2 protein-coding genes are annotated in these 1,937 nt (G+C 68.7%); both read right to left on the bottom strand.

Annotation, left to right across the window (positions count from 1 at the left end):
• Positions 1–138: 138 nt before the first annotated feature.
• Positions 139–1,023: an efflux RND transporter periplasmic adaptor subunit gene (locus ME121_RS32655; protein WP_279893187.1), complete on the bottom strand. Its 885-nt coding sequence runs from the start codon at positions 1,021–1,023 to the stop codon at positions 139–141.
• A gap of 121 nt (positions 1,024–1,144) precedes the next feature.
• The coding region (locus tag ME121_RS32650; protein WP_491892955.1) for an ATP-binding cassette domain-containing protein at positions 1,145–1,937 on the bottom strand (793 nt) is incomplete at its 5' end.

The following is a 1,937-nucleotide window of genomic DNA, read 5'->3' as shown; positions in this document are numbered from 1 at the left end:
CCCGCGGGTTCGTTCCTCGGAGACTTTCGTACGCCTGCCGGCGCCCGAAACTCTTCACGTAAGCCGCCGGTCTGCTTCAGAGAAGAGAACCGGAAAGGCGGTCGTCTTCCTCTCGATCGTCGACCCCCACTCGATCTTTCAGATTGGATCTGAGCGTGTTTTCGGAAACTCCAGCGGGAGGTTGTTGAGCACGCGCCAGAGCTCGTAGCCGACAGAGACGGTCTCCATCCGGATCCAGCCCCGCACCTTTGCCCCCAGTGGGATGAAATCGGCGTCGGGCCACGCGGACCGGTCGGGGTCCTGATCGACCAGCACGCGAAACAGGCCGCTCTGTTGCGCCGAGGGATCGACGGCACGCACCCGCCCATCGAACATGCCGTGGGCCACCGACGGCCAGCCGCTAAACTGGATGGCCGGCCAGCCCTCGAAGGCGAGGCGCACGCTCTGGCCGGGCCGGATCAGGGCGACGTCGCGCCCGTCGACCATCAGCTCGACGACGCGGACCGGCGCGAGCGGCGCGAGGGTGGCCAGAGTTTCCCCCGCGTTGACCAGCGTGCCGGCGGCCGCCGCGTTGATGTGCAGGATCCGGCCGTCCCGCGGCGCCCGAACGAGCTGCGCCGATTGGCGGTTCACGGTCACTTCGAGTCGGCTGAGCTTGGCCTTGGCCTCGGCCAGCTTCGCGCGCTGCTCCGCCACGCGGATCTGCGCGGCCTCGAAGTTGCGCCGCGTCACGAAGCCCTTGTCGGCGGCCTCGCGCGTCTGGCTGACCTGGCTCTCCGCAACCTTCACCGCCTGCTCCGCCGCAGCGATCTCGGCCTCGATCTGCTCCCGCTCGGCCGCGAGCCGCTTCAGCAGGAACGGATCGTTGTCGACGAGACGGGCGATAGGGTCCCCCGCGCGAACCCGTTGACCATCCTCGACGTACCAATGCTCCACACGACCCTGGACCAGGGCCGTGACCGTCTGCACGCGGTCGGCGGGGTTCGGGGCGATAACGCGCCCCGTCCCGGCCGAGGTCTGCACCCAGGGAACATACAGAAGGACCAGGACCGCGAGGCAGATCCCGATGCCGATGATCCAGGCCAGGACGGCCGCCGCGCGGGGAGGCCGGATCGAGGTCAGGGTCGGGAAGCTTTGGATATGTTCAGGCCGCGACAGCATGGGTCCTCTCACGCAGCTTGGCATTGTCGAGCCGGTCCTCACGCTCGGTGGCGCGCACATAGCCGTGCAAGCCCAGCCGGATCTGGTCATCGTAGATCGGTTGTGGGGGGCGCCGGGTGACATGCAGCACCGTCGTGCCCGCCTCCCGGAACCTTGCGAGCGCCGCCGCGACGCGATCCGGTGGAAGCAGGTCGAACAGCGTCGACAGGACGACGAGCTTCGGCGGTTGCAGAAGGGTGGCGGCCAGCTTCAGCGCGACGGCCTCACCCGCCGAAAGCGGCGAGCCGGACGCGGACAGCGGCGTATCGAGGCCGTAGGGCAAGCGCCGGATGCGCTCGACCAAGCCAACACGCTCCAGGCAATCGTGGATCGTGGCCGGATCCTGACCCTCGACCAGCGACAGGTACTCGCGGATGGTCGTCTCGGCGAGCGTCGGCCGATCCAGGACAAGGATCTCCGACCGCAGCTTCTCCGGATTGAACGCCGCGATGTCGGCTCCGCCGACCATCACCCACCCACGCTGCGGCCGAACCCTCCGCGCGAGGAGCGCCGCGACCGTCCGCTCGATCCCCTCGTCGGCGGCCACGGCGAGGATCTCACCGCTCTCGACCGCGAAGTCGAAGCGGCAGCCTTCGACCTCAACATCGCGCAGGCGCAGGCTGCCATTGGCGGGGCCAGGGCCGGTCCACCCATCCCCGTCCGCCTGCTCGATCCCGTCGAACAGCGACAGTTCGTGGAGCGCCGCGACGAGGTCGTAGAAGGTCCTCGCATGCGAG

The organism is Methylobacterium sp. ME121 (assembly GCF_000974725.1).
GTDB classification, from domain to species: domain Bacteria; phylum Pseudomonadota; class Alphaproteobacteria; order Rhizobiales; family Beijerinckiaceae; genus Methylobacterium; species Methylobacterium radiotolerans.
Note: the sequence above shows the minus strand (reverse complement) of the source record. Positions and strands in the feature narration are given on the sequence as shown.